General features: G+C 73.5%; 21 protein-coding genes, 2 tRNA genes and 1 pseudogene. 4 read left to right on the top strand and 20 right to left on the bottom strand.

What is annotated here, in order from left to right; genetic code table 11:
* Positions 1-27 precede the first annotated feature (27 nt).
* The gene (locus tag OG861_RS20055) at positions 28-1,263 is read right to left on the bottom strand and encodes a M6 family metalloprotease domain-containing protein (protein WP_329195463.1); all 1,236 of its coding nucleotides are present in this window, start codon (positions 1,261-1,263) and stop codon (positions 28-30) included.
* 477 nt (positions 1,264-1,740) lie between these two features.
* Between OG861_RS20055 and OG861_RS20050 the strand changes: the two genes are divergently transcribed.
* Entirely contained in the window at positions 1,741-3,495 is a 1,755-nt protein-coding gene (locus OG861_RS20050; RefSeq protein ID WP_443056514.1) for a putative bifunctional diguanylate cyclase/phosphodiesterase, read from the top strand.
* A 101-nt stretch (positions 3,496-3,596) separates the two neighbouring features.
* Here OG861_RS20050 and OG861_RS20045 read toward each other — a convergent pair whose 3' ends face one another.
* Positions 3,597-5,297: a glycosyl hydrolase family 18 protein gene (locus OG861_RS20045; protein ID WP_330261826.1), complete on the bottom strand. Its 1,701-nt coding sequence runs from the start codon at positions 5,295-5,297 to the stop codon at positions 3,597-3,599.
* Positions 5,298-5,551: 254 nt separating this feature from the next.
* A complete protein-coding gene (locus OG861_RS20040; RefSeq protein ID WP_329195471.1) occupies positions 5,552-6,772 on the bottom strand; it encodes an LLM class flavin-dependent oxidoreductase in 1,221 nt (406 codons plus the stop codon).
* A gap of 238 nt (positions 6,773-7,010) precedes the next feature.
* Between OG861_RS20040 and OG861_RS20035 the strand changes: the two genes are divergently transcribed.
* Positions 7,011-7,769 (top strand): IclR family transcriptional regulator, encoded by a 759-nt coding sequence (locus tag OG861_RS20035; RefSeq protein ID WP_190182595.1) that lies wholly within the window; start codon positions 7,011-7,013, stop codon positions 7,767-7,769.
* A 91-nt stretch (positions 7,770-7,860) separates the two neighbouring features.
* On the opposite strand, the gene OG861_RS20030 is transcribed toward OG861_RS20035, so the two are convergent.
* The 5 genes from OG861_RS20030 to OG861_RS20010 all read right to left on the bottom strand — a co-directional run bounded on the left by OG861_RS20030 (position 7,861) and on the right by OG861_RS20010 (position 13,226).
* Positions 7,861-7,934: transfer RNA gene (locus tag OG861_RS20030), tRNA-Lys, on the bottom strand.
* Between the two features lie 118 nt (positions 7,935-8,052).
* On the bottom strand, positions 8,053-8,736 hold the full coding sequence (locus OG861_RS20025; RefSeq protein ID WP_329195475.1) for a hypothetical protein: 684 nt from the start codon (positions 8,734-8,736) through the stop codon (positions 8,053-8,055).
* Between the two features lie 66 nt (positions 8,737-8,802).
* On the bottom strand, positions 8,803-10,473 hold the full coding sequence (locus OG861_RS20020; protein WP_329195477.1) for an AMP-binding protein: 1,671 nt from the start codon (positions 10,471-10,473) through the stop codon (positions 8,803-8,805).
* 26 nt (positions 10,474-10,499) lie between these two features.
* Entirely contained in the window at positions 10,500-11,105 is a 606-nt protein-coding gene (locus OG861_RS20015) for a lytic polysaccharide monooxygenase auxiliary activity family 9 protein (RefSeq protein ID WP_329195478.1), read from the bottom strand.
* A gap of 201 nt (positions 11,106-11,306) precedes the next feature.
* The gene (locus tag OG861_RS20010; protein ID WP_329195480.1) at positions 11,307-13,226 is read right to left on the bottom strand and encodes an SPFH domain-containing protein; all 1,920 of its coding nucleotides are present in this window, start codon (positions 13,224-13,226) and stop codon (positions 11,307-11,309) included.
* Here OG861_RS20010 and OG861_RS20005 point away from each other — a divergent pair.
* Positions 13,225-13,464, top strand: coding sequence for a hypothetical protein (locus OG861_RS20005; RefSeq protein ID WP_329195482.1), 240 nt, complete (start codon positions 13,225-13,227; stop codon positions 13,462-13,464). The two genes, OG861_RS20010 and OG861_RS20005, sit on opposite strands and share 2 nt — an antisense overlap.
* A 1,336-nt stretch (positions 13,465-14,800) precedes the next feature.
* On the opposite strand, the gene OG861_RS20000 is transcribed toward OG861_RS20005, so the two are convergent.
* Positions 14,801-16,204, bottom strand: coding sequence for a peptidoglycan-binding protein (locus tag OG861_RS20000; RefSeq protein ID WP_329202203.1), 1,404 nt, complete (start codon positions 16,202-16,204; stop codon positions 14,801-14,803).
* A gap of 241 nt (positions 16,205-16,445) precedes the next feature.
* On the opposite strand from OG861_RS20000, the gene OG861_RS19995 reads away from it, so the two are divergent.
* A tRNA-Lys gene (locus tag OG861_RS19995) sits at positions 16,446-16,519 on the top strand.
* An 87-nt stretch (positions 16,520-16,606) separates the two neighbouring features.
* On the opposite strand, the gene OG861_RS19990 is transcribed toward OG861_RS19995, so the two are convergent.
* From OG861_RS19990 to OG861_RS19940, 11 genes and pseudogenes are all read right to left on the bottom strand, one after another.
* Complete coding sequence (locus OG861_RS19990) at positions 16,607-17,275, bottom strand: class F sortase (RefSeq protein WP_329195483.1); 669 nt, start codon at positions 17,273-17,275, stop codon at positions 16,607-16,609.
* A 10-nt stretch (positions 17,276-17,285) separates the two neighbouring features.
* Positions 17,286-17,894, bottom strand: coding sequence for a hypothetical protein (locus tag OG861_RS19985; protein WP_329195484.1), 609 nt, complete (start codon positions 17,892-17,894; stop codon positions 17,286-17,288).
* A gap of 142 nt (positions 17,895-18,036) precedes the next feature.
* The gene (locus OG861_RS19980; RefSeq protein ID WP_329195485.1) at positions 18,037-18,816 is read right to left on the bottom strand and encodes an HAD-IIA family hydrolase; all 780 of its coding nucleotides are present in this window, start codon (positions 18,814-18,816) and stop codon (positions 18,037-18,039) included.
* Positions 18,817-18,967: 151 nt separating this feature from the next.
* Positions 18,968-20,047, bottom strand: coding sequence for a 2-aminoethylphosphonate ABC transporter substrate-binding protein (locus tag OG861_RS19975; protein WP_329195486.1), 1,080 nt, complete (start codon positions 20,045-20,047; stop codon positions 18,968-18,970).
* A gap of 55 nt (positions 20,048-20,102) precedes the next feature.
* Positions 20,103-20,900: an ABC transporter permease gene (locus OG861_RS19970; RefSeq protein ID WP_329195488.1), complete on the bottom strand. Its 798-nt coding sequence runs from the start codon at positions 20,898-20,900 to the stop codon at positions 20,103-20,105.
* Positions 20,887-21,746 (bottom strand): annotated as a pseudogene (locus tag OG861_RS19965) (2-aminoethylphosphonate ABC transporter permease subunit). The gene OG861_RS19970 and the pseudogene OG861_RS19965 overlap by 14 nt, the downstream one beginning before the upstream one ends.
* A 115-nt stretch (positions 21,747-21,861) precedes the next feature.
* Complete coding sequence (locus OG861_RS19960; protein ID WP_329195490.1) at positions 21,862-22,911, bottom strand: ABC transporter ATP-binding protein; 1,050 nt, start codon at positions 22,909-22,911, stop codon at positions 21,862-21,864.
* Entirely contained in the window at positions 22,908-23,615 is a 708-nt protein-coding gene (locus tag OG861_RS19955) for a phosphonatase-like hydrolase (RefSeq protein ID WP_329195492.1), read from the bottom strand. Before OG861_RS19955 ends, OG861_RS19960 begins: the two co-directional genes overlap by 4 nt.
* Positions 23,616-23,620: 5 nt before the next feature.
* Positions 23,621-24,742 carry a TIGR03364 family FAD-dependent oxidoreductase gene (locus OG861_RS19950; protein WP_329195493.1) on the bottom strand — a complete coding sequence of 374 codons (1,122 nt, stop codon included), beginning with the start codon at positions 24,740-24,742 and terminating at the stop codon, positions 23,621-23,623.
* Between the two features lie 147 nt (positions 24,743-24,889).
* Positions 24,890-25,660, bottom strand: coding sequence for a GntR family transcriptional regulator (locus tag OG861_RS19945; RefSeq protein WP_329195494.1), 771 nt, complete (start codon positions 25,658-25,660; stop codon positions 24,890-24,892).
* A 67-nt stretch (positions 25,661-25,727) separates the two neighbouring features.
* Positions 25,728-26,486 (bottom strand): hypothetical protein, encoded by a 759-nt coding sequence (locus tag OG861_RS19940; RefSeq protein WP_329195495.1) that lies wholly within the window; start codon positions 26,484-26,486, stop codon positions 25,728-25,730.
* Positions 26,487-26,513 lie beyond the last annotated feature (27 nt).

The following is a 26,513-nucleotide window of genomic DNA, read 5'->3' as shown; positions in this document are numbered from 1 at the left end:
GGTCTTCTTCGTGTGCCCGGACGGTCCCTACGTCGTGATCTTGACCGTGTAGGCGCCCGAGGGGGTCCGGTCCGCCACCTCGATCCGGATCCTCTCCCCCGGCACCGTGAACGCCTCGCCCACTTCCAGGGGGGCGTCCGCCAGCGGCGGGTAGACCGAGCGGTCCCAGCACGCCTCCGAGCGCGGGTGACCGTCCAGCACCTCGATCGGGCCGCCGCCCGAGGCCGCCTCGTTGCGGACGCGGTAGACCAGCACGCCCTCGGTGCAGGTGTCCCCGTCGTTGCCGGCGGAGCCGCGGGCCTCGACGGCGATGGCGCTGCCCGGGCCGGTGCGCACCACCGCGAGCCGGGTGCCACCGGAACCGCCCCTGGGGACGCCCTCGGCGATCGGCTGGAGGGTGTGCAGGGAGGTGCCCGACGGCACGCAGTCCACCTGGGAGGCGTCGAGCCAGCCCAGCTTCCACTTGTGCCAGGCGAACAGGTCCGGGGCCATCCCGAACTGGCTGCCCATGACGTCCCAGTCCCCGACGAACGTGTCCCAGTCGCCCTTGCCGTCCGTGGGGCGGTGGTAGAGGTCGGGCAGGTCGAAGACGTGCCCGGTCTCGTGCGCGAGGACGTTGCGGTCCGGGGGGTGCCGCTCGAAGACGGTCACGATCCGCCGCAGCTCCGTGCCGTCGGCGACGAGGGGCCGGTCGAAGTTGACGACCTTGGTGGCGTCCGAGTCCACCCCGGGCGCGTTGGGGTCGGCGACGAAGTACACGACGTCGTACTGGCTGAAATCCACCGCGGGGTCGGCGGCCGCGACCGCGTCGCGCAGGTAGGCCGCACGGGCCTCGGGCGCCCAGTCGCGCTGTATCCCGTACGCGGTGGAGGGCCTGGGCATCGCGATCCACTGCTTCTGCGGGTGCGGGACGAGCCGGAAGCGTCCGTAGGAGGCGCGCTCGAAGAACTCGCTGGTGGCGGGGAAGTAGTCGCCGGTCAGCTGGTCGGGGGTGACGGTGGCGCGGTGGTCGGGGAAGGAGAGGAAGACCATGACCGCGTTCAGGGTGCGGACGGGTTTGGGGTAGGCGCGGTTCCAGGTGTCCAGGCCGAGGGAGTGGTGGGCGGCCGTGCGGGTCAGGGCGCAGGGGCCGGCGCCGGACGCGGCGGCCGCCGGGGTGGCGACGAGCGACATGGCGGCGACCGCCGCCATGGAGGTGAGAACCGCCGCGGCACTTCGGATGCCGGGATGGTCCACTCCCCCGGGTGTCTGCTGGGGCGGCACATCGACCTCCGGTGGTGGATTAGTACCATCTCGTCCACCTTGAGGCGATTGTCTTACTTATGCCCTGTTCCGGTGCCCCACATGAGTGAGCAGTAGGGCAAGTCGGTGACCCCCCGGCTTCACGACCCCGCCTACGGACCGTCACGAGCGGTCACCTGAGATCAATGACGGGCTCCGCATGCTCACAGCCGCGCAGAAACGATCACCCGTGGTCAGGCCGACGAACCGTCATCACGGCGTCATCCCGCCGAAGTACGTCCCTCCACCCGGCGACGCCGCTGGATAGGGCCGTCCGGCAGCCTCTATGATCGGCACACTTTCCTGCACGGACACTCACGAGCAATGCGGGAGCCAACGGTGAGCGGAACCTCAGAGGGAACCGGTTCGGCGGCCGACCGCATCCGATCGGCCATTACGGAGCGTCACCCAGCAGTGCCGGCCCTGCCGGGCATGTCGAGCGAGCCGGAGGTTCCGTCGATGCCGGCCACGCCCACCCGGCCCGCGCCGGGAGCACGCGACTTCCGGGCCGCCTTCGACGCGGCCCACCTCGCGATGGCCGTGGTCGACCGCGAGGGCTACGTCGTCGCCGCCAACCGGGCCCTGGCCGCACTGCTGGGCGCCGAACCGCACGAACTCGTCGAGCGGGCCGCGGCGGAGCTGGTCGACCTGGCGGCGGAGGCCCGTACCTGGCAGGCGTACCAGGAGGTGCTCCGCGGGCGCCAGGCGCGGCTGCGCTGCACCCGCCGGCTCAAGCACCCCGACGGGCACTCGCTGTGGACCGAGGTGACGCTGGGGCCGGTACCGGGAACCCGGGACGTCCTGCTGTCCGTTGCCGACATCAGCGACCGGCGCGACCTCCAGGCCCGGCTGCGCCACCTCCAGATGCACGACCCCGTGACCCGGCTGCCCAACCGGGCGCTGTTCTTCGAGCGGCTGTCCGCCGCCCTGGAGGCGTCCTCGTACGAGGACGGCGGCACGGGCCGGATCGGCCTGTGCTACCTGGACCTCGACGGATTCAAGGCGGTCAACGACACCCTCGGGCACCGCGTCGGCGACCGGCTGCTGACCGCGGTCGCCGCCCGGCTGACCCAGTGCGCCGACCAGTCCGGATACGGGCGCACCAGCGGGCACCTGGTGGCACGGCTCGGCGGCGACGAGTTCGCCCTGCTGGTCGAGGACTCCACCGGCACCGAGCAGCTCGCGGAGCTCGCGCGCAGCGTACTGACCGCCGTACAGGAGCCGTTCGACCTGGCCGGGCAACGGCTGTCGGTGTCGGCGTCCATCGGCGTGGTGGAACGGGCCGCCGCCGGGACCTCGGCGACCGGCCTGATGCAGGCCGCCGACACGACCCTGTACTGGGCGAAGGCCGACGGCAAGGCCCGCTGGACCCTGTTCGACCCGGAGCGCAACGCCCACCGGATGACCCGCCAGGCCCTGTCGTCCACGCTGCGCCCGGCCGTGGAGCGGGGTGAGTTCGCGCTGGAGTACCAGCCGCTGGTGGACCTGGAGAGCGGTGCGGTGCGCGGGGTGGAGGCGCTGGTGCGCTGGAACCACCCGCAGTTCGGCACGTTGACGCCGAATCGGTTCATCGGAATTGCAGAAGAGGACGGCTCCATCGTCCAGCTGGGCCAGTGGGTACTGCGGACCGCCTGCCGGCAGGCGCGGCGCTGGCAGATCGAGCAGCCCAGCGACGCACCGGTGTTCGTGTCGGTGAACGTCGCGGTGCGGCAGGTGTGGGACTCCGACCTGGTGGGTGACGTCGCGGAGATCCTCGCCGAGACGGGCCTCGCGCCGCAGCTGCTCCAATTGGAGCTGACGGAGTCGGCGGTCATGGGTTCGGCGGGACGGCCCCTGCAGGCGCTCCAGGCGCTGAGCGACATGGGGGTACGGATCGCGATCGACGACTTCGGCACCGGGTACTCCAACCTCGCCTACCTCAGCCGGCTGCCGGTGTCGGTGCTCAAGCTGGACGGTTCCTTCGTGCGCGGCTTCCGCTACGAGGAGGGCGCCCACCCCAACCCGGCCGACGAGACGATCGTGGAGGCTCTGGTCCAGCTGGCGCACCGGCTGGGCCTGACGGTGACGGCGGAGTGCGTGGAGACGGCCGGGCAGGCGGCCCGGCTGCGCCGCGTCGGCTGCGACACCGGCCAGGGCTGGCTCTACTCCCGCGCGGTCGCCCCGGAACGCATCGCGGAGATGATCGGCACCCGCCCGCGGGGCACCGGCCTCTAGGCCGTCTCTTTCGGCCTGGCGGACCGGGCGCCGGGCACGCCTGCGCCCCGCACCCCTGGCTGGGGTCGGGGCGCAGGGTCGCTCGGCGCGGGGTGGGGGGATCAGCAGGCGCCGAGGTCCTTCCAGACACCCCATTCACCGGTGGTGCCGGGCTCCTCGTTCTGCGTCCACCACTGGGCCTTCCACTTGTGGCCCTTGTGCGAGACCTCGCTGCCGCCGTTGTAGACCGTGCCCGCGACGTAGGCGGGGGCGGCGCAGCCCGTCGTGGGCGTGGCGGTGGGAGTCGCCGTCGGGGTGGGGGTGGAGGTGGGCGTGGGGGTCGCCGTCGGGGTGGCCGGGGGCTGGGTGGAGCCGCCGAGGGCGGTGGAGATCTGGTTCAGCAGCGTGGTCTTGTCGTCCAGGCCGAGCAGGGAGTACATCATCGCGCCGGCCAGGCCGCGCTGCTTGCCGTAGTCGACGCGGGCCTGGACGGACTTCTGGTCGAGTCCGGTGAAGAACTCGCCGTCCTTGTAGAAGTACGAGGCCTTCGCCTGGTCGTCCCAGAAGGTGACCGCCGGGTTGTCGACGATCCCGCCGAGCTCCTTGTAGTTGGCGATGCCCGCCTGCTGGCTGGTGGGCCGGGCGCCGGACGGACCGGTCGCCGTCTGGGCGAGGCCGTGGGTGGTGCCGGCGGGGACGCCCTTCCAGCCGCGGTAGTAGAACTCGTAGCCGAGCGTCAGCTTGCCGGCGGGGAACCCGCCCGCGATGCCGTAGGCCGCGTTGCCGTCGAGCCAGGAGTCGATGGCGTTCTTGATGCTGTACTTCTCGGTGCCCGGCGCGATGGGGTCGGTCGGGTCGGCCGCCGAGGGGTAGAGCGGGGACTGGTGGTACGTCGGCCCGTCGCCGTCCCAGGCGCCGTGCATGTCGTAGGTCATGATGTTCGCGTAGTCGAGGTACGCGCCGATCTTGTCCGTCTCGATGTACTTGATCTTGTCCTGGCCCGCCGGGAGCGCCGAGGTCAACAGGTACTTCTTGCCGCCGTTGGCCTGGCCGTACGCGTCGAGCTGGGTACGGAACTCCTTGAGCAGCAGCGTGAAGTTCTGCTTGTCCTCGGGGGCGTAGTGGTTGCCGAGGTGGCCGCCCGCCGAGCCGGGGTACTCCCAGTCGATGTCGATGCCGTCGAAGATCCCGGCCGCGCTGCCCGGGCCGCCGTAGCCGCCCTCGACCGGCAGGTTGCCCTTGATGTACTGGTCGATGCAGGAGGAGACGAGCTTCTTGCGGGAGGCGTCGGTCTTCGCCGCGTCGCTGAAGTACTTCGAGTACGTCCAGCCGCCGATCGAAATGTTGATCTTGAGGTGGGGGTACTTCGCCTTGAGCTGCTTGAACTGGTTGAAGACGCCCACGATCGGCTGGTCCCACTTGTCGGCGACCCCGCTGACGCTGTCCGCCGCGCCGAACGACTTCTGGTAGTCGGCGTAGGAGTCGCCCGCTCCGTCGCCGGCGCTGGCGTTGTTGTCGTCGCCCGCCGCCTTGTTGGCCTCGAAGCAGGTGAGGTCGGTGGGGTGGATGTTGCCGAACGAGTAGTTGATGACGTCCAGCTTGCCCGCTATGCCACGGGTGTCGAGCTGCTTGGGGTAGAAGGCGTTCCCGTACACGCTCCACTGGTCGTAATAGGCGATCTTGACGTTGCCCGCGGCCGCCGCGGTGGTGGCGGTGGCGGCGCCCGCGGCCTGTGCGGTGCCGAGTCCCGCGAAGGTGGCCAGCGCTCCGGCTGCCAGCGCGGCCGTGGCGGCGGCCGCGATGAGGGGTTTACGGATGTGCATGAACTGACTCCGTGGGGGTGGGAGGGGATGCGTCAGCTTCGGGTGAGAGAAGTGATAGCGATCACGCCGAGCCCCAGTCAATGGTTTGGACCAAAGAAGGACTAGACCACTCGGGGCTCAAATCCGCTCGTCAGAGGGCTGGACGCGCAGGAAAAACCGCCCGCCACCCCCGGTGACGAGCGGTTTAAGGCTTCCCTAAGCCACGTTCCGGCAAGGTTTCGGCAAAGAACCAGCCGCACCCCGTTCTTGTGCGCTCAAGCCGGAAGCGAGCCCTCCACGGGCATCCCGTACGCATCTGCTACGAGAGCGTACGAGCGCAACCGGGCCGCTCCGCCATGGGCGTTGGCCGTCAGCATCAGCTCGTCCGCCCCCGTCCGGGCGACCAGCGCGTCGAGCCCGGAACGCACCTCGTCGGGCGTGCCGTGCACGATGTTGGCCAGCCAGCCGTCCACGAACTCCCGCTCCGGCGGCGAGAACGGGTACGCGGCCGCCTCCTCGGGCGTCGGGACCAGACCGGGCCGGCCGGAGCGCAGCCGCAGCATCGACAGCGCGCCCGTCAGCACCTGGGCCCGCGCCTGCTCCTCGGTGTCCGCGGCCAGCGCGGAGACCCCGATGACGGCGTACGGGGCGTCCAGCACCGCCGAGGGGCGGAAGCTCTGCCGGTACAGGTCCAGCGCGGGCAGCGTCCCGGCCGCCGAGAAGTGGTGGGCGTACGCGAACGGCAGGCCCAGCTCGCCGGCCAGGCGGGCGCTGAATCCGGAGGAGCCGAGCAGCCACACCGGGGGCCGCCCGACGGGACCCTGGACCGGACCGGGTACGGCATGGACCCGGGCGTACGGGTGCCCGTCGGGGAAGCTGTCGTCGAGGAAGCGGATCAGCTCCCCGAGGCGGCGCGGGAACTCGTCGTGGGCCTCCTCCGCCCGCGCGGGCCCGCGCAGCGCGGCCGCCGTGCCGGGGTCGGTCCCCGGGGCGCGGCCGAGACCGAGGTCGATCCGGCCCGGGGCGAAGGCCTCCAGGGTCCCGAACTGCTCGGCGACGGCCAGCGGGGCGTGGTTGGGCAGCATGACGCCGCCCGATCCGAGCCGGATCCGGGAGGTGTGGGCAGCGAGGTGGGCGAGGATCACCGCCGGGGAGGAGCTGGCCACGCCGGGCATGGAGTGGTGCTCGGCGACCCAGTGGCGGTGGTAGCCGCGGGACTCCGCCAGCCGGGAGATCGCCACGCTGGTGCGCAGGGACTCCCGTGCGCTGCCGCCCGACCCGACGGTGACGAGGTCCAGCACCGACAGCGGCACCGGCGCCCGGCCCCGCACCTGCCCACGGATGGGGTCCGTACGGTCCGTGCGGTCCGTGGGGGCCCCGTCGGCTTCCGCTCCCGCGCCTGCCCGCGCGCCCGGGTCCGCCCCCGTACTCACGTGCGGGTCCTCGGCCGCTGCCGCGCTCGTCCCGGTGTCCCCCGCGTCCCCTGCGTCACTCATCGTCGCTCCCGTCCCATTCCGCACTCCTTCACGTCCGTACGAAGAACTCGAACCGTGGGCCGGGGCCGGGCATTCCCGGCAGACCGGGAAGATGGTCTTGCCAGGGGCATATGCCATTCGGATACCTGCTGAACAAGCGACTTGATTGAGCCATCAATCTCCCCAACAGGCGCTCCGGATGGGCCGCTTGATGGCTATCGTGGTAGGGCAAGCGGTAACAACCTGGTAGGGGGAAACCGTGGCGCTGAAGCCCGAGCCGACCGCGCCGTTCCACTCGGTGCAGTACGCGCTTCGCGTACTCGAAACGATCGCGCGCCACACCGGTGGCGTGACGGACGCACAGATCGGGCGTGAGACCGGCCTGCCCGCGGCCCATCTCGCGCCCATGCTCCTCATGCTGCGCCGGGAGGGATACGTCCTGCAGGTGTCCGACGGCGCCTACGCCATAGGGGACTCCCTGGTCCTGCTCGGCTCGGGGAGCGACCGGAAACAGGCGCTGCAGGAGAAGCTCCAGGAGACCCTGGACCGGCTGCGCGACTCGGTCGGCGCGGCGGTCTACATCAGCCGGTACGTGGACGGCGAGGTCCGCATCACGCAGTTCGCGGACAGTCCGCGCACCCCGAAGGTCCACGAGTGGGTCGACTTCCGCTCGGCGGCGCACGCCAGCGCGGTCGGCAAGTGCCTGCTCACCCAGCTCGACCAGAACGGGCGCCGCGACCACCTGGCCCGGCACAAGATCGCCCGGCTCACGTCGAAGACGATCGTGAACGAGCGGATCCTGTTCTCGAAGCTCGACAGCCAGCCGGCCACCGTCCCCGTGCTCGACCTGCAGGAGTACGCCGTCGGCACGGTCTGCGCGGCGGTCCCCATCACCGCCGGGGCCTCCGTCGGCTGCCTGGCCCTGTCGATGCCGGTCGAGCACGCGCACCGGCTGCGGGCCGCAGCGGACGCGCTGAACCGGAAGGCCGCGCCGCTGCTGCTGTCGCTCACGCTGTGAGCCGGGCCCGGGCGGTGACCCGGGGAGGAAGTCCGGGCCGGAAAACACTTCGGGCGGTTCCCGGTGAACCGGGAACCGCCCGAAGTACAGGTGCGCCGCCAGGGACTCGAACCCCGGACCCGCTGATTAAGAGTCAGCTGCTCTAACCAACTGAGCTAGCGGCGCCTGACAGAGAAAATACTACCTGGTCCCGGGGGGTGCTCAAAACCAATACCGGGGCCGCCGGCGATCACGCCGGATCACAGCGGATCACAGCGGATCGCACACCCGATCACGGCGGCGATCACCAGGTCGTGGTGACCTTGACGTCGCGCCCGGTCCGTACCCCGACCGTGCCCCGGTCCCCGAAGACCTCGTGGCGCCAGGCGCCGAAGACCGTGGCGACGCGGCGGGCGTCCTCGCCCTCACCCTTGCCGACCGCCCCGGTGGAGAACGTGATCCACGCCTCGGTGTTGCGGGCCGTCTTGCGGATCCGTACCAGGGTGACGCTGCCCGTCGGCATGAACTCGTCCTCGTCGGTGCGGTGGCGGGCGTAGTACTCGTTGAAGTCGCGGGTCATGTCGTACCAGCCGTCGACCACCTGGCAGGCCGGCGCACCGTCCGTGGGCGGCCCGGGAGTCCCGTCCCCCTGGTCGGTCGGCGGGTTCGGCGGAGCTCCCGTGTCCTCCTCGGTGGGGATGTTCGGGGTGCTGCCCGTCTCCTCCTCGGTGGGGATGTTCGGGGTGGTCCCCGTCTCCTCCTCCGTGGGGATGTTCGGGGTGGTCCCCGTCTCCTCCTCGGTCGGGATGTTCGGGGTGGTCCCCGTCTCCTCCTCCGTGGGGAGGTTGGGTGCGCAGGTCGGCGGGGCCGGGGCCGCGGACGGGGAGGCGGTGCCCGCCACGTGCGTGCCGCAGGCCGCGAGCAGGGCGCACAGCGCCCCCGCCGCCACCGACCGGCCGACCGCGGCCGTTGTCGTCTTCGCCTTCATCGCGCCACCCCCCTCGCCCCTTGCCGCCTTTGCCTTCAAGACGGGCGGCCGTCCCGGTCGGTTGCCTCAGCGGTCCAGGAGGTCCCGGCGGCCCTGGTCCTCGTACGCCGCCAGCAGCGCGCGCAGGCCCTCCCCGTCCAGGCGGCGGTAGCCGTCGGCGCCGGGCGGGCGCCACCAGACGGGTTCGGGGACGAGGAAACCCGCCCGTCGCAAGGCCACCCGGTGGATCTTGTTCGTCGCCGTCACCGGCAGTGCGTCGAGGACGCGGACGTAGCGCGGGGCCATCTTCGTACCGAGGTCGGGCTGGGCCGCGAGGAACGCCTCGAACGCGCGCGGGTCGAACGCCGCGCCCTCGCGCAGGGCCACGGCGGCCATCACCTGGTCCCCCGCCACCTCGTCCGGGACCGCGTACACGGCGGCCGCCGAGGCCTCGGACCAGCGGGCCAGGATGTTCTCGATCACCGCCGCCGCCAGGTTCTCGCTGTCGACCCGCAGCCGGTCGTCCGTGCGGCCGGCGAAGTAGAGGAACCCGTCCGGGTCGCGGAAGAAGAGGTCCCCGGTCCAGTACCAGCCCTCGCGGGTGCGGGCCGCCTCCGCCTCGGGGTTGCGCCAGTAGCCCTCGAAGAGGCTGCGGCCCCGGTTGACCAGCTCGCCGATGGCCTCCTCCCCGTTGAGGAGGCGGCCCCGTCCGTCCAGTCGGGCCGGCGGGCACTCCTTGCCCGTCTCCGGGTCGACGACGGCGAGGTCGTCCCCGGGCGCGGCCCGGCCCAGGGCGCCGGCCGGGGTGCCGGGGGTCCGCTGCACGGAGGCGCCGCCCTCGGTGGCCCCGTAGCCCTCCACCAGCCGGACCCCGAACCGCTCGGCGAAGCGGGCCGCGTCGACCGCGCCGGCCTCGGTGCCGAAGCCAAGGCGGAGGGTGTGCTCGCGGTCGTCGGGGCGGGGCTCGGTGGCGAGGAGGTACTGGACGGCCCGGCCGACGTAGGTGAAGTACGTCGCCCCGTGGGCCCGTACGTCGTCCAGGAACGCGGTGGCCGAAAACCGGCGGCGCAGCGCGACCGAGGCGCCGCCGGCCAGGGCGGGCAGCCAGGCGGCGATGACGGCGTTGCCGTGGAAGAGCGGCATGCAGATGTAGTGGACGTCGTCCGGGGTGACCCGGAAGGTGCGGGCCAGGGAGGCTCCGGCGGCGGCCAGGCGGCCCTGGCTGCACACGGCCGCCTTGGGGGCGCCGGTGGAGCCGGAGGTGAAGTAGAGCAGGAGGCGGGAGCCGGGGCCCGGACCGCCGCCGAGGACCGCCTCCCCGGGGGTGACGGCGGCGAAGGGGGCGAGGAGGGCGGCGTACTCCTCGCTCCCGGTCACCAGGATCCGTACGCCGGGCAGGTCGAGGCCGCGCAGCAGCGGCAGGTGGGCGGGCTCGGTGACCAGGATCCGGCAGTCGGTGTGCAGGATGTCGCGGGCCAGTTCGGGTCCGCGCCGGGTGGGGTTGATCCCGGCGACGGCGGCCCCCGCGAGGGCCGCCGCGCCGAGCCAGTGGGGGAACTCCGGGGTGTTGTCGAGCAGCACCCCGATGTGCGGCTCCGCACCCGGCGGCAGGAGGTCGACGAGCAGCGCGGCGCGCGCGGCGGCCTGCTGGGCGCTCTGGTGATGGGTGAGGACGGTGTTCTCGTACCTCAGCCCGGGCCGGTGGTCGCCCCATTGGCGCGCTATGAGCTCCGCGACGGTTCCGTGTGTCGTCCGCATGCCGCCGGAGGTTATCTGACGATGCGTCAGAATTGAACGTCGGAGCAGGCGTAGAAGGCCATCGGGGTGTCGTTGACCGTCCAGACCGCGAGGATCATGTGACGGCCGGTCTTCCCGCTCGGCATCGTGCCCTGGTGGACGGTGGTCATGGCGGGGCGGGCGCCGTTGTAGGCGACGGTGAGGAAGGGCTGGGGGTCGAGCGAGGCCCGGGTGAGCGGCTTCTTCGGGTCCCATCCGTTTTTGGTGACGTAGTACTTGAAGTCGGTGGTCGAGTGGTTGGCGGTGAATTGCCACCGGAAGGAGTAGCTCTGGCCGCTGGTCACGCCGGTGGCGGGCCAGGCGCCGCCGCGCGGGTCGTCGAGCTGGGCGAACTCGCTGTGGCCGCCGGAGCAGATCTGGCCGTCGGCGGGGCCGGCGGCGGGGAAGCCCTTGTAGCCCTCTACGCTCTGCGGCTCCCACTGGATGGGGCCGCAGTCGGGGACGGTCTTGTTGGCGCAGAGCTTCTGGCGGCTGATGGGGGTGTCGGTGTAGCCGTGGCCGCTGGCGGTGGGGGCGCCGGCGAGGGTGACGGTGGCCAGGACGCCGAGACCGAGCGCGGCGGCGGACCGTTTGGGCATGCGGAGGTGACGCATGATGCTCCTTGGACGTGGGGGGAGACAGGCGGGAGGGCGTGCGCACGCGGTGGGGATCGCGTTCGGGCCGATCGGATCGCTGGAGTGCAGGTCTAGACCAAGTTCCAGATTATTGACGGGAGTTGGCCATGTCCATACCAAAGGGGGAACGGGTGGTCCGGTCGTGACCGGCCACCCGTTCCGTGGTGGTGTTCCCCGTCGTTACTGGTCGGCGCGCCCGGTGTAGAAGGCGACGGTCAGGTCCTTCACCAGGGCCTTGCGCTCGTAGTCGTCCAGCTCGACGATCCCGCGCGAGGTGAGCCGGTGGACGGTGTCGTCGACGGCGTCCACGACCGAGCTCAGGACGGTGTCCCGGTGCTTGGCGTCGATCGCCGCGACCCGGCGGCGGCGCATCGCCTCGGCGACCTCGGGGGCGTACTCGATGCGGGTGGGCTGGGCGGAGAACACCTCGATCCCGACGGCCTCCGTCTCGGCCGCCACCATCCGGGTCAGCGCGTCGCCGACCGCCTCGGCGTCGCGCAGGGTGGGGGCGTCCTCGTGGAAGGCGTCGGCGGGGAGCTGGGACAGGACCCGGGCCATGGCCGATTCCACCTGTTCGGCGAGGTACGCGGTGTGGTCCGCCACGGCGAGGGTGGCCCGGGCGGTGTCCTTGACCTGCCAGACCACCTGGACGACGACCTGGAGCGCGAGGCCGCCGGCGTCGACGGCGGGCATGGGCTCGCTGCGCCAGTGCCGCAGCCGTACGTCGACGCGGCGGCGGAGCAGGAGCGGGCTGACCCAGGTGAGACCGGTCCGCCGGACGGTGCCGCGGTAGCGGCCGAACAGGGTCAGCACCCAGGCGTGACCCGCCTTGGCGCGGCCGAGTCCGCCGAGGGCGAGCAGGGCCACGACGCCGAGGAAGGCGAGCGGGGGCCAGGAGGTGGCGGGCAGCCCGTGGTAGGCGCGGGGGGCCGCGCCGAAGGCCACGGCGAGGAGGTCGGGGGTGGCGCCGGCCCGCCAGAGCACCGCGGCGCAGCCGGTGAGGGCGAGGGCGCCGATGCCGACGGCACACCAGCCGGGCAGGACGGGGCCGCGGTGCTCGCGGAGGCCGTCGTCGCCCCGGGGGACGCGGCGGCCGGCGGGGGCCGGTCGGACGGCCGGGGGCGCGGGGGGCTGCCGGCGGGGGTGCGGGGCCGGGAGGGCCGGGCGGGGGTGGCCGAGGAACGGCAGGTGTACGGGGACCTCGGTGACGGCGGTCCCGCGGACGGGCTCGGGGTCGGGGCGGGGGCCGGGCTCGGGTTCGGGGCGGGGGCCGGGGGCGGGGTCGTCCCGGACCCCGGGGTCCATCACCCGGGCGACGGCCCGGGCCACGAGGTCGACGACGGACCTCTGCCGCTGCCCGGCGGCCCGGTACGCGCCGCCCTCCGCCTGCCCCCGCGCGGCCGGGATCGCCTCGGGGTGCGTCCTCGCCTCCTCGCCCGCCGGGTCGCGCGGCCCCTCGACGACCCCGGACCGGTCATGCCGCTCGGGGGCGGTGGCGGCCGGGTGCGGGTGCGGGTCGGCCGCCACGTCGGGGGCCGACGCCGGGTGCGGGTGCGGGTCGGCCGCCACGTCGGGGGCCGACGCCGGGTGCGGGTGACGGGCCGCCGCCGGAGCGGGGTTCGCCGCCACGTCGGGGGCCTGCGCCGGGGCCTGCACCCGGGCCCGGTCGGGGGCCGCAGCAGCCTGCGGCGCCGGGGCCGACTCCGCGGCCGGTACCCCGGTCGTTGCCGCCGGATCCCGGGGCGGGGCCGGGGGCATGGCCGGCTCCGGGTAACGGACCCCCGCCGGAACGGGGTTCACCGCCACGTCGGGGGCCGACGCCGGGGCCTGCGCCCGGGCCCGGTCGGGGGCCGCAGCCGCCCGCGGCGCCGGGGCCGACTCCGCGGCCGGTACCCCGGTCGTTGCCGCCGGATCCCGGGGCGGGGCCGGGGGCATGGCCGGCTCCGGGTAACGGACCCCCGCCGGAACGGGGTTCACCGCCACGTCGGGGGCCTGCGCCCGGCCCGGGGCGGGCGCCGCTGCCGCCGAAGCCGCGGCCGGGGCCTGCGGCGAAGCCGTTGCCGCCTCAGGCTCCTCCGCCCGCGCCGGAAACGCGGACATGGCCGGCGTCTCCGTACGAGCCCGGGACACCGCCGAAGCCGTGCCCGGCCCCGGGAACGGGGGCGGTGCCACCGCCGGGGTGGACGCCCGGGCGGCCGTGCCGGCAGCCGACGAGCCTGACGCGCGGGACGGGTTCGGGTACCCGGCCGCAGCTTCTGCCGACGCCTCCCTCCGGGCGGGCGCGGGCCAGGCCGGCACCGCCGACGCGCCCGTCGTGTCGGCCGGGGCCGGGGCCTGAGGCGAAGCCACCGCCGGGACACCGGCCGAGCCCGTCCCCCGGGCAGGGGAAGCACTCCGCCCCTGGTACGGGCTCACGGGCACGGCCGAGAACGAGGCGGCCGTCCCGACAAGAGGCCGGCTCGATTGCGAGGCCGCACGCAGGGCGGCCAGAGCCGGGGCCTGGTACGGAGCGTCCGTCGGCGCCGACGTCCAGGCGGCCGCCCCGGCAGGGGAACGACCCGGCTCCCGGAGCGGCTCCAGAGGCGCGGCCGCGGCCGAAGGCACCGCCGGGACCGCGGCAGTCGTCACGGCACAGGACACGCTCACGGGCGCCGCCGGAGTCGGGCCCGGGGCGTCCGTCCTGGCCGCAGGTGCGGACCGGACCGGAGCGGGGGCGGCGGCCGGTGCCACGGCCCGGGCGGGAGCCTGGCTCAGGCCCGGGCGTCCACCCGGCCCCGGAGCGGGAACTGCAGTGCCGCCCAAGTCCTCCGCCCGGGCGGGGGACTGAGGCGAAGCCATCGGGGCCGGGGCCGGGCTCAGGCCCGCACCTTCCCCCGGGTCCTGGACCGGGACCGGAGCCACCACCGGTGCCTCCGTCCGGGCCGGGGTGTGCGGCGGAGCCACCGCCGGGAACGGGGTCACCGTCCGGTCAGCGGCAGCCGTCCCGGCAGCGGACATGCTCCGCTCCACGGACGGGTTCACGGGCGCGGCCGTCGGTGCCTCCGTCCGGAACGGGGACGGGGGCCAGACCGGGGCCGGCACCTCCCTCTGGGCCGCAGCCGCTGGAGCCGCCATCCAGCCGGAGGCCTCCGTCCGGGCGGCCGGATCCGGGGCCTGGGGCGGAGTCACCGCCGAGGCCCCCGCCCGGGCAGGGGCCAGGCTCGGACCCGGGCTTCCAGCCGGCACGGGGGCCGGTTCCGCCATGCGCGCCGCATCCGGCGCCTGGGTCCGGGCCGGTGGTGCGGGCCACACCGGGGCCGGAGTCCCCGTCCGGGCCGGCCCCGCCGCCGAGGCCCCCGCCAGGGCCGGGGCCGGAGCCGCCCCGGGAGTCGGGATCACAGCGGGGGCCGGGGTCACGGCCGGAGCTACCCCCGGGGCCGGAACCGGAGCCCCCGCAGCCGGGACCACAGCCGGGGCCGGGGTCACGCCCGGGGCCGGGGTCACTCCCGCAGCCGGGGCCGCGCCCGGGGCCTGGACCGGGCCCACCGCCTCCGGGGGCGGGGCGGGTGTCGGGCGGTGGGTGGTCCAGCGGCCCGGGCGCGGGGGCCGGCCGGCGGTGGGGGGTCGCTCCGCCGCGGGGACGGGGAACGTGCCCGTGGTGGTCGTGGTGCGCGTGGGGTACATCGTTGCCTCCGTCATGCGAACAGCCGGCGCCAGGTTTCCGGGCCCGGATAACCGTTGGCCAACGCCCCGCGCCAGCCCTGCGCGCGCTGGAAGGCCTCGACGTTGCGCCGGTCCTCCTCGCCCCATACGGAGCCCGGGCCGGACGTGTAGTGCTTGCCGAACCCCTTGGCCATCAACTGCCGCCCGAGCGCGGCGACCGCCGGGCCCGACCGCCCCGGCCGGAAGGCCCCCGGCCCCGGGTAGGCGGGCGCGCCCGCCGCCGGGCCGGACGCACCCGGGGACGGGTGCGCGGGGTGGCCGCCGGGGCCCGGGGCGGCGTCCGGCGTCGGGATGATGTCGTTGCCCTGGCCCTCCACCAGCAGCCGCCACGTGTGCGCCCCCGGGATGCCGTCGGCTTCGGCGCCCGTCCAGCCCTGGGCCTGCTGGAAGGCCTGCGTGGCGAGCCGGTCCGACTCGCTCCACTTCGTGCTCGGTCCCTTGGGGTAGAAGCGCCGCCCGCCCCGGTCGATCAGCATCCGGCCCAGGCGCGCCACGTACTCGTTGTTCGCGCCCGGCCCGAACATCTTCGCGCCGGGGAACGCGGACGGAGCAGCCGGCTTCGGGTCGGTCCCCGGGGCGTCCGGCAGGAGCCCGCCGGTCACGCCCGTGAAGCGGTACGGGAGGTATTTCGTCGCGTTGTTCCAGTACCCGTACGGCGTAGCGAGCTTGCGCGTCGTCGGGCGGGTCTGCTCGTAGGCGACGTAGCTCGTGCGCGTCTCGTCGACCCAGCCGCCGAAGAGGGTGACGTGCGAGCCGTTGTTGGGGTCGGAGGGGTTGTGGAAGAGGAGCATGTCCCCCGGCAGCAGTTCCTCCTTGGTGATCTTCTTGGCGAACTTGTCGAGGCTGCCGGTCCATTCGTTCGTGCCGAGGTTCCAGGCCATCGAGACGAAGCCCGAGCAGTCCTGCCGGTAGCCGTCCGACCAGTAGTCGGACATGCTGTACGGAACCTGCTGCTCCAGCCACACCTTGGCCCGGTTGATGATCGTCGAGCGGTCGATCCGTCTCACCGTCGCGGGCGCACCCGGCCGGCCCGGCGGCTTGGCGGGCGATCCCTTCGGCCCGTGCAGCGGCGCCGGTACGCCCTGCGGAGACCCGGGCCCGTCCGCCGGGGGCCTCGGCGGTGTCGGCGCCACCGGGACCGGGCTCGGGCCGGGTGCCGGGCGGGCCGTGGCCAGTGCGGTCGCGCCGCCACCGCTCAGCACCACACCCGCCGCGGTGGCCACCACCAGCGCGCGTCGGGCGCCGCGCGCGCCCGGGGGCCCGCCGTCCCGGAGCGCTGTGGCCCGCCCGCGGGCGAGGGTGCGGCGCCGGTGCACACAGCCCAGGCAGACACAGTCGCCCGCGGGCTCGTACTCCTCGAAGACCGGCATCGGCATCGGCATCGGCATCGATGGCGCCGTCTGCACATGCACCGGAGGCTGCGTCGTCATGCGTTCCGTCCACTCCCCTTGCTCGTCCACTCGTCCGGCCGGGCACGCATCTGGCGGGGCATCAGATGCGGCTCGACCCAGACATATCGTGCACGACAAACTCCCCAAACATGGGTTAATCGGACAACGCGGGCGCGGCTGGTCATGAGCACCCCCGCAGGTGGGGTAGAGTTTTCCCTGTCAGCAGGCGCCGCTAGCTCAGTTGGTTAGAGCAGCTGACTCTTAATCAGCGGGTCCGGGGTTCGAGTCCCTGGCGGCGCACAGACGGGAGAAACCCCCGCAGCGAAAGCTGCGGGGGTTTCTTCGTTCCGTCCCGCGCGGCGTCGCCGAGCACGGGACGAAGCCGCCTCACACCGCCGTACCCGGCCCGGCCTTCACGCCCGTCAGGTACGCGGCGACCACCACGTTCGCCGAGTACTCCTTGGCCTTCTTGTCGTACGTCCCGCCGCAGGTCACCAGCCGAAGCTCGGCGCGGCCCGCCACCTTGGGGCCGTACGCCTTCTGCGGGTCGAAGCCCGCGCGCTCGTAGACCCGTACCTCCTCGATCGTGAACTCGGCCACCGAGCCGTCCGCCCGCACCACGCCCACCTTCTCGCCCGGCTGCGCCGTGCTCAGCCCGTAGAACACCGCCGGCTTCGTGCGCGTGTCCACGTGGCCGACCAGCAGGGCGGTCCCTGCCCGGCCCGGCTGGGTGCCGCCGCTCCACCAGCCGACGGTGCCCGGGTTCTCGTACGGGGGCGGCTCGATCGCCCCCTCGCGGTCGAGGCCGCGGGAGATCACCGGCGCCTGGATGCCCAGGGACGGTACGTCGAGCCGCGCCGGCGGGGCCGCCGCCAGCGGGGAGTGCGCGGTGGGCAGACCGGGGACCGCGGCCCCGGCGCCCCCGGCCCGTCCCGCGGGCGGTACGGGAACTCCGGTGATCTCCCGCCCCCACAACCACAGTCCGAGCACCAGCACCGTCCACGCGGCGAACGTCAGCAGGCGGGAGCCGCCGGAGCCGCGGGGCTCCTCGTTCACCGGTGGGCCCTCACTCGCCGCTGCGACGGCGGCGCAGCGCCAGCGCCCTGCCCGCGACGGCCAGGGTGGCCACGGCGGCGAGGACGGCGCCGATCACCGTCTGGGGCATCCCGGGGCCGTCGCCTTCGTGGTTCTTCTTCGCGGGCGCGGCCGCCAGTTCCGAGGACCTGGCCGCCACGTCGGCGGCCATCGCGCCGCCGCCCGCGTGCACCGGCCAGACCGGCGAGTGGTGCGGATCGGGGTGGTGGCGCCGCTCCCTGATCCGGATCGAGCCGCTGACCCGGCCGTCGTGCCCGTCGCACTTGACGTGGATCTCGTGGGAGCCGGCCTGGGCGTGCCCGGCGATGAGCGCGTCGCCCCACAGGACGCGGCGGTCGTCGTGGCCGGAGGACAGGTGGACCTCCGAGACGAACACGGAGGATCTCGCGGACGCCCAGCCGCCGTCGCAGCCGCGCACCTCCAGCTTGACCAGGTCCCCGGGTTCGGCGGGGTCCGGCCTGACCGAGACACCGCTGCGGCCCCAGTCCTCGGCGACGGTCGCGGGCGCGGTGACGGCGGTGAGGGCCGTCAGGGCGACGGCCACCCCGGTGGCACGGAGAGCGATCAGAGCACTGCGCATGGTGAACCTCCTCAACAAGGAGATTCACGCGCGGCGCGCCGCTCCGCATCCGGAGCGGCGCACCCTTGGACCGTACGAGTCAGCCGTACGCACGAAGGGGGCGCCGACCGAGGGGCCGGCCGAGGGCCGGCACGGCAGCGTTCTACACCAGGTCGATCAGGTCGGCGATGGAGTCGACCGTCTTGGTGGGGCGGTAGGGGAACCTCTCGGTGTCCTCGATCGAGGTCAGGCCGGTCAGCACGAGGAAGGTCTGCATGCCCGCCTCAAGGCCGGCCAGTACGTCGGTGTCCATCCGGTCGCCGATCATGGCGCTGCTCTCGGAGTGCGCGCCGATCGCGTTCAGGCCGGTCCGCATCATCAGCGGGTTGGGCTTGCCCGCGAAGTACGGCTGCTTGCCGGTCGCCTTGGTGATCAGCGCGGCGACGGCGCCGGTGGCGGGCAGCGGACCCTCGATGGAGGGGCCGGTCTCGTCCGGGTTGGTGCAGATGAAGCGGGCGCCGCCGTTGATCAGGCGGACGGCCTTGGTCATCGCCTCGAAGCTGTACGTACGGGTCTCGCCGAGGACCACGTAGTCGGGCTCGTGGTCGGTGAGGATGTAGCCGATGTCGTGCAGGGCGGTGGTCAGACCGGCCTCGCCGATGACGTACGCCGTGCCGCCCGGGCGCTGGTCGTCGAGGAACTGGGCGGTCGCGAGCGCCGAGGTCCAGATGTTCTCGACGGGAACGTGCAGACCCATCCGGTTGAGGCGCGCGTGCAGGTCACGGGGGGTGTAAATGGAGTTGTTGGTAAGGACCAGGAAGGGCTTGCCGGATTCGCGCAGCCGCTTGATGAAGGTGTCGGCGCCCGGGATCGGGGTTCCCTCGTGGATGAGGACGCCGTCCATGTCGGTGAGCCAGGATTCGATCGGCTTGCGCTCTGCCACGGGACTGTTCTCCGCTCTGCGGGGCCTGTGCCCTCCGGGGTCTCTGACCTGGGGCCTCTGGTCTTTACCACCCTATCCGGCACGGGCCGTGGACGTGGGGGGCGTCCACGGCCCGGACGCCTCCTCCGCCGCGTGACCGGCGGGCGGCCGGTCAGCTGCCGGTGGCCGACTTCCACGCGTCGACGTAGGCGGGGAGGTTCTTCCCGACGTCCGCCCAGTCCGGCTCGAAGACCTCGACCCCCGTCATGATCTTGGCGAGTTCGACGGCGTTGGCATCGGTGGGCCTGACGTCGGTGCGGGCCGGGAAGCCGCCACCGACCTCGCTTACCAGCTTCTGGGCGTCCTCGCCGAGCAGGTGGTCGAGGAGCTTCTTGCCGTTCTCGGTGTGCGGGGCCCCTTCGACCAGACCGGCGGCGTACGGCAGGCCGAAGGTGGTGGGCTTGCCGCCGTCCTTGGCCGGGAACCAGATGCCGAGGTTCGGCATGGACTTGGACTGCGCGTAGTTCATCTGCACGTCGCCGTTGGCGACGAGCAGCTCGCCCTTGTCCGTCTTGGGCGCCAGCTTGCTGGTCGAGGAGGACGGGCCGACGTTGTTGGCCTGGAGCTTCTTCAAGTACTCCATCGCCGGCTCCTTGCCGCCGAAGTCGTGCACCGCCTTGACGAGGACGGCCGTGCCGTCGCCCGCGACGCCCGGGGTGGAGTACTGGATCTTGCCCTTGTACGTGGCGTCGAGCAGTTCCTCCCACGTCCTGGGGGCCTGCGCCAGCTCCTTCTTGTCGTAGACGAAGCCGAAGTAGTTGTTCACCACCGAGGTCCACTTGCCGTCGGCGTCCTTGGCACCGCCGTTGACCTTGTCGGAGCCCTGCGGCCGGTACGCCCGGAGCAGGCCCTTGCCGTCGGCCTGCTGGATGAAGGGCGGCAGGGTGACGAGGACGTCCGCCTGGGTGTTGGTCTTCTCGCGGAGCGCGCGCTGGACCATCTCGCCCGAGCCGCCTTCGACGTACTTGACCTCGATGCCGGTCTTCTTGGTGAAGTCGGCGAAGACCTTGTCGTACCAGCCGTCGCCCCCGTCGCTCTTGAGGCCGTCGGCGCTGTAGACGGTGACGGTCTTCCCGCCGCCGTCGGAGCCGGCGGGGGAGGCGGACCCGCCGCAGGCGGTGAGGGAGGCGGTGAGGGCCAGGCTGCCGGTGAGGGCGGCGGCGGTGCGCAGGGGCATGCGGGAGCTGGGCATGGAACTTCCTTACCGGGAAAGGGAGTCAGCGGGTCGGGGGGTGGCGAGGAGGGGCTCAGCGGTAGGAGGCCCTGGTGCGGACGCGGGAGACGGCCAGCAGGACCAGCAGGGTGGCGGCCATGAGGACCACCGCGATCGCGGAGCCGCGGAACAGCGAACCCCGGTCGGTGGCCGTGAAGATCCGGACCGGGAGGGGCGTCCAGTCCGGCGGGTAGAGCATCATCGTGGCGCTCAACTCGCCCATGGACAGCGCGAAGCAGAGCCCGGCGGCCGCCGTCAGGGACGGCAGCAGCAGCGGGAGCTTGACCCGCCACAGGACGTACGAGGGACGGGCGCCCAGGGAGGCCGCCGCCTGCTCGTACGCGGGATCGAGACGGACGAGGGCGGCCGAGACCGACTGGTGGGCGAACGCCGTGACGAGGACCGTGTGCGCGAGGACGACGATGGAGCTCGTGCCGTTGAGCAGCAGCGGCGGCTTGCTGAACGCGACGAGCACGGCCAGGCCCACGACGACGGACGGCACGGCGACCGGCAGCATGAACAACGCGTCCAGGAACCGCTTCCCGCGCTTGCCCAGCCCGGCGGCGGCCAGCGCGGCCCAGGTGCCGACGGTGAGCGCGATCAGGCTCGCGAGGAGAGCGGTGACCAGGGAGGTCGTCAGTGCCCGCAGCGATTCGCCCTGGACGGCGGAGGCGTAATGCTGGGTGGTCGGGCCGGAGGGGAAGGCGCCGGACCAGTGGGTCGCGAAGGAAGCGGCCACCACGACGAGGAGGGGCAGCGCGAAGAGGGGGAGGAAGAGGACGCCGAACAGCGCCCAGGCGGCCCAACGGCCCGCTCTGCTATGCACCAGCACGCTTGCCCACCATCCGGTAGAGACCGAAGAGACCGACGGAGACCGTGATGTTGACGACGGCCACCACGCAGGCGCCCGCGTAGTCGGATTCGAGGATCGCCTTGCCGTAGATGAGCATCGGGAGCGTGGTGACGTCCTTGGCGCCGGTGAACAGGACGATCCCGAACTCGTTGAGGCACATGACGAGGACGAGGCTGCCGCCCGCGGCGAGGGCCGGCAGGGCCTCGGGGAGGATGACCTGCCGGATGATCCGGGCGGGCCGCGCGCCGAGCGAGGAGGCCACTTCCAGCTGCGCGGTGTCCAGTTGGGAGAAGGCGGCGAGCAGCGGGCGCATCACGAACGGCGTGAAGTAGGTGATCTCGGCCAGCAGGACGCCCCAGGCGGTGGTGAGGAAGTGGAACGGGCCGTCCGGGGTGGAGAAGGCGTCGCGCCACAGTCCGTTGGCCATGCCGGCGGTGCCGTAGACGAAGAGGAGGGCGAGGGTGATGAGGAACGAGGGGAAGGAGAGGAAGACGTCGATGGACTTGGCGACCGCCTTGGCCCCGGGGAAGGGCACGAACGCGATGACCAGCGCGAGGGCGAAGCCGAGGACGAGGCAGCCGATGGTGGCGCCGGCGGCGAGCCGGACGGTGGTGCCGAGCGCTTCGCGGAAGGCGGTGGAGGCGAAGACGGAGGCGTAGGCGCCCAGCGCGCCGCCGCCGCCCTCGGGGGTGAAGACTGCCGGACCACCAGGGCGAGGGGATACAGGAAGGCCGGCGCGAGCGCGGCGAGCGGCGGCGACGACCACACCCAGGCGGGCACGGCGCGCACCTTCCGGGGCCGGGACCCGGGGCCCCCGGCCCCCACCGCCGCCCGGCGCGGGCCGGGCAACGGGGAGGGGGCGGGGGCGAACGTCGCCGGGGCGTCCTCGGGGGCCGGCTGGGCGGACGCGGGCGCCGGCTGGGGGCGGCTTTCCGTGGCCTCAGGCACCGGACACCCCCGCCGAGAGCAGCACCGCGTCCCGGGGCTCGAAGTGCAGGGTCACCTCGTCGCCCAGCGCCGGGGTCTCCCGCAGCTCCGGCAGGTCCGCCTTGACGCGGTGGCCGTCGACGTCGACGTACAGCCGGTGCGTCGAACCCCTCCACTGCACCTCGGTGATCTTGCCGCGCAGCGCGTTCGGCCCCTCGCCCAGGGCGAGCAGGTGCGGTCGCACGCACAAGGTGGCCCCCGCGCCGGGCACGGCCCGGCCCCGGTCCAGCTCCAGCGCGTGCCCCGCGAAGACCGCCCCGCGGTCGGACACGGTCACCGGCAGCAGGTTGGCGTTGCCGACGAACGCGGCGGTGAACTCCGTACCCGGCGCCCGGTACAGCTGCTGCGGGGTGCCGCAGTCCTGGAGACGGGCCCGGTCCATGACCGCGATCCGGTCGGCGAGGGTCAGCGCCTCGACCTGGTCGTGGGTGACGTAGAGGATAGAGACGTCCGGCAACTCGCGGTGCAGCCGCGCCAGTTCGGCCAGCATCCCGGAACGCAGCTGCGCGTCGAGCGCGGACAGCGGCTCGTCCAGCAGCAGGACGCCGGGGCGGATGGCGAGGGCGCGGGCGATGGCCACGCGCTGCTGCTGACCGCCGGAGAGCTCGCGCGGGTAGCGGGCGGCATAGGCGGCCATCCCCGTCATCTCCAGGGCCTCGGCGACCCGCCCGGGTATGCCGGCCTTGGACGCCTTCTGCGCCTTGAGGCCGAAGGCGACGTTCTCCTCGACCCGCATGTGCGGGAACAGCGCGTACTGCTGGACGACCATGCCGATCCCGCGCTTGTGCGGCGGCAGGCCGGTGACGTCCCGGCCGCCGATCAGCACCCGCCCGGCGACGGGCCGTACGAAACCGGCGACCGCGCGCAGGGCTGTGGTCTTGCCCGAGCCAGAGGGGCCGAGCAGCGCCATCACCTCGCCCGGCTCGACGGTGAGGTCGAGCCGGTCCAGGACGGTCGTGCCGTGGTAGGCGACCGAGACCGAGTCGAAGCGGATGCCGCTCACGCCGGCTCCGCCAGCAGGGCGGGCAGTTCGGCGACGGAGCCGAGGACGTGGGTCGCGCCGTGGGCGGTCAGCGCCTCGCGGCCGTGGGCGCCGGTGAGGACGCCGGCCACGATCCCGGCGCCGGCGCGGACACCGCTGAGCATGTCGTACGCCGTGTCTCCCGCGACCACGCAGTCCCGTACGTCGGCCACCGCGCGCGTGCGCAGGAAGGCGGCCAGCACCATGTCGGGGTAGGGGCGGCCGCGGCCGCCGGCGTCGGCCGGGCAGAGGGTGAGGTCGGCGAGGTCGCGCCAGCCGAGGGCGTCGAGGATGGCGTCCTGGGTGACGCGGGCGAAGCCGGTGGTCAGGACGACGGTTCGGCCCTCGGCGCGCAGTTCCTCGACGGCTTCGCGGGCGCCGGGGACCGGGGCGATCAGGCCGTCGTCGACGAGTTCCCCGTAGGCCTGCTCGAAGGCGGAGTTGGCGCGCCGGGCGAGGTCCTCGGTACCGAAGAGGTGGCGGAAGACGGAGATCTTCGACTCGCCCATGGTGTCGCGGACGTACTGGAGCTTGGCCGCGTGGTCGGCGCTGCCCGGCTCGACGCCGAGGCGTTCGGCGGCGCGCTCGAAGGCGCGCTCGACGAGGCCGCCGTCGGAGACGGTGGTTCCGGCCATGTCGAGGACGACCAGGCCGTGGGCCCGGGTGGCGGCGTTCGTGTCTGTCATATCGGTTACCAGCCCAGTTCGTTCGCGGTGGTCTCGGCTATCGCGGGCGAGCACGTCATGCCGCGCCCGCCGGGTCCGGTCACCAGCCAGACGCCGTCGGCGACCTGCTGGCGGTGGACGACGCGGGTGGTGTCGGTGCACTGCGCGTATACGCCCGCCCACCGGCGCCGGATCCTGGGCAGCGGGCGGCCCAGGAAGGACTCGGCTACCCCGGTGAGGTGCTCGTAGGGGTCCTCGTCGGTGTCGAACGCGAACGGGTGCTCGTACGCGTGGGTGTCGCCGATGGTCAGGCCGCCGTCCCGGCGCTGGACCATGAGCAGCTGCATCTTGTGCGCGGCGGCGACCGGCGCCTGCTCCTGCCCGGCGTTCAGGTCGTCGAGGGCCTGTGACCGGTACGCGGGGTAGTAGCGGAAGCTGTCCGCGTCCGCGACGGAGGTGGTCAGCGGTTCGCCGAGCGGGGCGGTCTGCATCATCTGGAGCCGGACGCGGCGTACGGGCAGGTCGGGGACCAGCTCGCGGACCAGGCCGGACAGCCAGGCGCCGGTGGCGAGGACGACGGCGTCACCGCGGTGGACGTCCCCGTGGTCGTCGCGGACCGCGCCGGCGCCGACGACCTCGCGCACCTCCCGTCCGGGAAGGAAGGTGTACCGGCCGGTGGCGCGCAGGGCGTCGCGCAGGTGGAGCTGCGCGGTGCGCGGCTCCACGGCCGCGTCCCGCTCGCACCACAGGGCGGCCTCGAAGGAGCCGCGCAGCGCCGGGTTGATCGCCCGGGCCTCCTCGGCGGTGACGAGCTCGTAGCCGCGGGCGGCGGCGTCGGGGCGGGCGACGGCCGCTTCGGCGACCGCGAGTTCGCGGGGGGTGCGGACCGGGGTGAGGGAGCCGATGGCGCGGAAGCCCAGGCCGGGCACCCGTGCGCCGATCCGCTCCCAGAGCTCGCGGGCGCGCAGGGCGGCGTCGAGCTCCTCGCCCCCGGCCCGGCCGCTGATCCAGATTTGGCCGAAATTGCGCAGGGACGCGCCACGGGCCTCCGCTTCCCGTTCGATCTGGACGACCTCGTGGCCGCGTTCGACTGCTTGCCAGGCGTGCATGGTGCCGACCACGCCGCCTCCGACGACTATGACTCTCACGCGGTCCACGGTGGGCGCGGGCCGTGGCACGGAGGGGGCGGTGCGGTGGCGGGCCGGTGAACAACCCCCGACGCTTGGACTAGACCCGTTATCTTTCTGTGACAAGACGGCGTCCCTTTCGCTCGCTCTGGTGGGGGAATGCCGAGGCTACTCGGAACGCAGGCGGGTCGTGAAGCTGAACCGGTCGCCCCGGTAGAGCGAACGCACCCGCTCCAGCGGGCGGCCGTCCTGGTCCCGGGAGAAACGGTGGATGAGCAGCATCGGCAGCGCGGGCGGGGTGCCGATCAGCAACGCCTCGCGGGGGGTGGCGAGGACCGTCTCCAGCTTCTCGTCGGCGTCGCCGAACGAGATGCCGAGGCGGTCGCGGAGGTACCCGTAGAAGGAGGAGTCCGGCTGGAAATCGCTGTCGAGGCGGGGCGCGCGGGCGACGCGCAGGTACGTGCTCTCCAGACCGACGCGCTCGTCGTCGGCGAGCAGGACCCGCTCCAGGTGCCAGACCGGCTCACCGGTCTCGGCGCCGATGCCGCGGGACAGCTCGGGCGGGCAGGGGAAACGCTCCAGGCCGATGAGGTGACGGCCCGGACGGCGGCCCTGGCGGCGCACGCCCTCGGTGTAGCTCGCGAGGGACAGCGGCTGCTCCAGCTTGGGCCCGGCGACGACGGTCCCCCGGCCGGAGCGGCGCAGCCGGCCCTCCAGCAGCAGCTCGCGCAGGGCCTGGCGGACGGTCTCGCGGGAGACCTCGTACTGCTCGGCAAGATCACGCTCGGTGGGCAGCAGGCCGCCCTCCCCGAGTTCCTCGACCAGGACGGAGATACGGGCCTTGACCGCGTAGTACTTGGGGATGCGCCCGTGCTCGGGGATGCCGGACCGCACGGCCTGTCCGGGGCGGTGGGGCTGGCTCTGACTGGGATGTTCCACCCTCGGACTGTACGCGGGCCGGGTGACCGTCAGTCCTCGGTGTGTACGTCAGTCCTCGGTGTGTACGTCAGTCTTCGGCGCGGGCCCGCAGCCGACGTGCGCCGAGCAGCAGCGCGCCGCCGGTGGCGAGGGTGGCGACGGCGGCAGCGGCGGACACCCAGGGGCGGGGGCCGGTGTGCGCGAGCGCGCCCGCCTCGCCGGCTTCGTCCTCGGGCCCCTCGACGGAGAAGCGGTAGCCGCCCGCCTCGCCGACCCAGTCGCCGTCGTCACCCTTGCGCTGGACGACGGCGGCGTCGGCGAGGACCTCGCCGTGGGGGGCGTCGGGGGCGAAGGCGAGGGAGACGCGGACGGTACGGGAGCCGCCGGCGCCGATGGCGAACCCGGGGAAGTCCTCGCCCGCGCCGTCGAAGACGGCGATGATCTCGTCCCGGTCGCTGCGCTCCAGGGTGACGGGGCGGGGGCCGCCGGACGTCTCGAAGTCCATCCGGAGGTGGGCGGGGCGCAGGGTGCGGGCCTTGTCGGTGAAGACGACGACGGGGTGGATGGCGGTGCACTCGCCGGAGGTGGTGTTGGTCAGGTCCAGGTACCAGGTCTGGGGACCGTCGCCGGTGCGGTACACGGCCGGGCCGCCACGGATGCGGGCGCCGATGGGGAAGGCGCTGCTCTTGGCGTCCCCGCAGGTCGCCTTCGCGCGCGAGGGCAGCGCGGGGGCGGGGCGGGCACCGCCGCCGTTGCCGATGTCGGCGAAGGCCGTGCCGGGCGCGAGGAGCGAGAGGAACGCGGCGGCCAGCAGGGCGGGAGGGGCAAGGGCTTCGCGTAGTCGCATGGAGGACCTTCGCAGCTCGCCGGACGG

Origin of the sequence: Streptomyces sp. NBC_00539, assembly GCF_036346105.1 — a bacterium.
Lineage (GTDB): Bacteria > Actinomycetota > Actinomycetes > Streptomycetales > Streptomycetaceae > Streptomyces.
This window is presented reverse-complemented; position numbering and strand designations above follow the sequence as displayed.